Below are 4311 nucleotides of genomic sequence, written 5' to 3' on the forward strand. Positions count from 1 at the left end.
GGTCGTAGGCCTTGGCTTCGCCGCCAAACTTCTTCGACAGAACGGTCGCGATGGCTGCCGTCAGGGTGGTCTTGCCGTGGTCAACGTGGCCAATCGTGCCGACGTTCACGTGCGGCTTGGTCCGTTCGAATTTACCTTTTGCCATTTGTTTCTCCAACAAAGAACAGTCGCCCGTGCGGGTTTAAGGTCTCCAGCATTGGCCGCCACGGGCAGCAAGCCAGCCACACCGATGCAGGATCGAGGTGGCGCCGAAGACCGGCTGAAATTGAGCGGGCTCGCATCCTACCACCCCGCGCTCGCTGGACCCAGCGGCCACGGCAGATCCGGCTTCGCCGGTCTGCTCGTGGCGCCCCCTTGAGGGGGCACGCGAAGCGTGTAGGGGGTGGGCCTTACTTGGAGCGAGCGCTGATGATGGCTTCGGCCACGTTGCGCGGGGCTTCCGAGTAGTGCTTGAACTCCATGGAGTAGGTGGCACGACCCTGGGTGGCCGAACGCAGGCTGGTCGAGTAGCCGAACATTTCAGACAGAGGAACCTCTGCCTTGATGATCTTGCCGCCGCCGACCATGTCGTCCATGCCCTGCACCATGCCGCGACGCGAGGACAAATCGCCCATCACGGTACCGGCGTAGTCTTCAGGCGTCTCGACTTCCACGGCCATCATCGGCTCGAGGATCACGGGGGATGCCTTGCGGCAGCCGTCCTTGAAACCCATGGATGCGGCCATCTTGAAGGCGTTTTCGTTCGAGTCCACGTCGTGGTACGAACCGAAGGTCAGCGTGACCTTGACATCGACCACAGGGTAGCCAGCCAGCACGCCAGCGGTCAGGGTGTCGATGACGCCCTTTTCGACCGCAGGGATGTACTCGCGGGGCACCACGCCACCCTTGATGGCGTCAACGAACTCGAAGCCCTTGCCGGCTTCTTGCGGCTCGACCGTCAGCACCACGTGACCGTACTGGCCCTTACCGCCCGACTGGCGCACGAACTTGCCTTCGACGTCGGTGACCTTGTTGCGGATGGTTTCGCGGTAGGCCACTTGCGGCTTGCCCACGTTGGCTTCCACGCCGAACTCGCGCTTCATGCGGTCAACGATGATTTCCAGGTGCAGCTCGCCCATGCCGGCGATGATGGTCTGGCCAGATTCTTCGTCGGTCTTGACGCGGAAAGACGGGTCTTCAGCGGCCAGGCGCGACAGGGCGATGCCCATCTTTTCCTGGTCGGCCTTGGTCTTGGGTTCCACGGCCTGTGCGATCACAGGCTCAGGGAAGACCATCTTTTCCAGGGTGATGATGGCGTCCGGATCACACAGCGTTTCGCCGGTGGTCACGTCCTTCAGGCCCACGCAAGCAGCGATGTCGCCGGCCAGAATTTCCTTGATTTCCTCACGCTCGTTGGCGTGCATCTGCAGGATTCGGCCGATGCGCTCTTTTTTGCCCTTGATGGGGTTGAAGACGGTGTCGCCGGAGTTCAGCACGCCCGAATACACGCGCACGAAGGTCAGCTGACCCACATACGGGTCGGTCATCAGCTTGAAAGCCAGCGCGGAAAACTTCTCGGCGTCGTCGGCCCTGCGGCTGGTGGGCTGGTCGTCGTCGTCCGTGCCTTCGACCGGGGGGATGTCGATCGGGGAGGGCAGGTAGTCGATGACGGCGTCGAGCATGCGCTGCACGCCCTTGTTCTTGAAGGCGGTGCCGCACAGCATGGGCTGGATTTCGCAGGCGATGGTGCGCGTGCGCAGGGCCAGCTTGATCTCGTCTTCGGACAAGTCACCTTCTTCCAGGTACTTGTTCATCAGCTCTTCGTTGGCTTCGGCGGCAGCTTCGACCATGCCTTCGCGCCACTTCTTGGCGTCGGCCTGCAGTTCAGCCGGAATCTCGCGGTAGTCGAACTTCATGCCCTGCGAGGCTTCATCCCAGTAGATGGCCTTCATCTTGAGCAGGTCAACGACGCCCTGGAAGTTTTCTTCGGCACCGATGGGGATGACCACGGGCACGGGGTTGGCCTTCAGACGCAGCTTGAGCTGGTCATAGACCTTGAAGAAGTTCGCACCGGTGCGGTCCATCTTGTTGACGAAGGACAGGCGGGGCACGCCGTACTTGTTCGCCTGACGCCACACGGTTTCCGACTGCGGCTGCACGCCGCCCACGGCGCAATACACCATGCAGGCGCCATCGAGCACGCGCATCGAGCGCTCGACTTCGATGGTGAAGTCCACGTGGCCCGGGGTGTCGATGATGTTGAAGCGGTGCTCGGGGTAGGACATGTCCATGCCCTTCCAGAAGCAGGTCGTCGCGGCCGACGTGATCGTGATGCCGCGCTCTTGTTCCTGCTCCATCCAGTCCATGGTGGCGGCGCCTTCGTGCACTTCACCGATCTTGTGGTTCACACCGGTATAGAACAGGATGCGTTCGGTCGTCGTGGTCTTGCCAGCGTCGATGTGAGCCGAGATGCCAATGTTGCGGTAGCGCTCGATCGGGGTCTTGCGGGACATGGTGTCACTCCAGATTTGACAAAGCGCCGGCCGCGTGTGTTGAGCACATGCTCGCGGACCGGACGCTTTTTTGGCAGCAAAACTGCCGGGGGTGGATTAGAAACGGAAGTGCGAGAAGGCCTTGTTGGCTTCGGCCATGCGGTGCACTTCGTCACGCTTCTTCATCGCGCCGCCGCGGCCTTCAGACGCTTCGAGCAGTTCGTTGGCCAGACGCTGGGCCATCGACTTCTCGGAGCGCTTGCGCGACGATTCCTTCAACCAGCGCATGGCCAGGGCCATGCGGCGAGCGGGGCGAACTTCAACGGGAACCTGGTAGTTCGCACCACCCACGCGGCGGGATTTCACTTCCACCACGGGCTTGATGTTGTTCAGAGCGATGTTGAAGATTTCCAGCGGATCCTTGCCGGCCTTCTTTTCGACTTGTTCGAGGGCACCGTAAATGATGCGCTCGGCCACAGCCTTCTTGCCGGACTCCATGATCACGTTCATGAACTTGGAGAGGTCCACGGATCCGAACTTCGGATCGGGGAGGATTTCACGCTTGGGTACTTCGCGACGACGAGGCATGTCAATTCCTTTCAATGCTTCAGTTGATGTTGACGCGGTGAGGTCACCTTGTCTTCATCCGGAGCCTTATCCAAAAGAGATAAAACTGAAGGCTCCACTTACTCGGCAACCGGGGCAAATTCCCTGGCCACCGCCACCTCGGCTTCTCTTCGCCAGACTGCCGCCACCTTGTGACGCGCCGATGAAGGAGGCCGGTTTGCTCACATGAGCGAGACCGATCGGAAAACCCGATCAGGCCTTCTTGGGACGCTTGGCGCCGTACTTGGAACGCGATTGCTTGCGGTCCTTGACGCCTTGCAGGTCAAGGGAGCCACGCACGATGTGGTAGCGCACACCGGGCAAGTCCTTCACACGGCCGCCGCGCACGAGCACAACGCTGTGTTCTTGCAGGTTGTGGCCTTCACCGCCGATGTACGAAATGACTTCGAAACCGTTGGTCAGGCGCACCTTGGCGACCTTGCGCAAAGCCGAGTTGGGCTTCTTGGGGGTCGTGGTGTACACGCGGGTGCAGACACCGCGACGCTGCGGGCAGTTCTGCATCGCAGGCGATTTGGACTTCGTGACCTCGACCTGACGGCCGTGGCGCACGAGCTGGTTGATGGTTGGCATGGATAGATTCCAGTTGGTTCCCGTTGATGTCTCTGGCGGCCCAAGCACCTTTCGGATGCCTCACAGGCGTTTGAACGAACGCTTGCAAGTCCTTGGGTCCTTGGGTCCTTAGGCCCTTGTGCCGCCAGCACAAATCGGCCCTCGCAGCGACACCTGAGCACGTCGGCGAAAGCGCGCATCGGTGGCACCAACCACGCAACCGCGCATCCGCAACGTCCGCAGGAACACCCAGCGAAAGCCGAAAAGCCTTCCATTGTAGCCAGCTCGCCGCATGAGTGCAAGCAAGGCGACTGCGCAGACGCAGAAGCGCCCCTCACAGACAGACCACCGATGGTTTTCCCGCCCGCGTGTTCGCGGTGATGCCCGGTAGGCTGTCAAGCGTTAGAGTTGGCGCAACAAGCCCGAAAACTGACCAGATTCACATTGGAATGCGCCACTGGCGTTTCCGCACAAACCTCAGGAACAAGGAGCAACCGTGTCCCTCGCCAAACATCTCATCGCGCTGACCCTCAGCGCCACGCTGCCCATCGCCGCTCACGCGACGGTCCCAGCCAGCACCTTCAACTTCTACCTCGAAGGCGGCTCGCTGATCGACACCGTCAGCAACGCGCCCAGCTACGTCAGCGGCGACCTGCAACTCATC

The 4311-nt window shown here is 61.2% G+C and carries 4 protein-coding genes; all 4 read right to left on the reverse strand.

Annotated features, from left to right (window positions below; all coding sequences use genetic code 11):
- The coding region (locus WAQ08_RS08830) for a GTP-binding protein (protein WP_230411639.1) at positions 1-145 on the reverse strand (145 nt) is incomplete at its 3' end.
- Positions 146-389: 244 nt separating this feature from the next.
- The gene (fusA, locus tag WAQ08_RS08835; protein WP_338440347.1) at positions 390-2492 is read right to left on the reverse strand and encodes an elongation factor G; all 2103 of its coding nucleotides are present in this window, start codon (positions 2490-2492) and stop codon (positions 390-392) included.
- A 96-nt stretch (positions 2493-2588) separates the two neighbouring features.
- Complete coding sequence (gene rpsG / locus WAQ08_RS08840) at positions 2589-3059, reverse strand: 30S ribosomal protein S7 (protein ID WP_058088973.1); 471 nt, start codon at positions 3057-3059, stop codon at positions 2589-2591.
- 231 nt (positions 3060-3290) lie between these two features.
- Positions 3291-3668 carry a 30S ribosomal protein S12 gene (rpsL, locus tag WAQ08_RS08845; RefSeq protein ID WP_058088974.1) on the reverse strand — a complete coding sequence of 126 codons (378 nt, stop codon included), beginning with the start codon at positions 3666-3668 and terminating at the stop codon, positions 3291-3293.
- Between the last annotated feature and the right edge of the window lie 643 nt (positions 3669-4311).

Origin of the sequence: Aquabacterium sp., from assembly GCF_049274795.1 — a bacterium.
Classification (GTDB): domain Bacteria; phylum Pseudomonadota; class Gammaproteobacteria; order Burkholderiales; family Burkholderiaceae_C; genus Aquabacterium.

Bases quoted from the DNA above. Each gene is read 5' to 3' on its own strand.
- fusA (WP_338440347.1), bottom strand. From the start codon at position 2,492: ATGTCCCGCAAGACCCCGATCGAGCGCTACCGCAACATTGGCATCTCG.
- rpsG (WP_058088973.1), bottom strand. From the start codon at position 3,059: ATGCCTCGTCGTCGCGAAGTACCCAAGCGTGAAATCCTCCCCGATCCG.
- rpsL (WP_058088974.1), bottom strand. From the start codon at position 3,668: ATGCCAACCATCAACCAGCTCGTGCGCCACGGCCGTCAGGTCGAGGTC.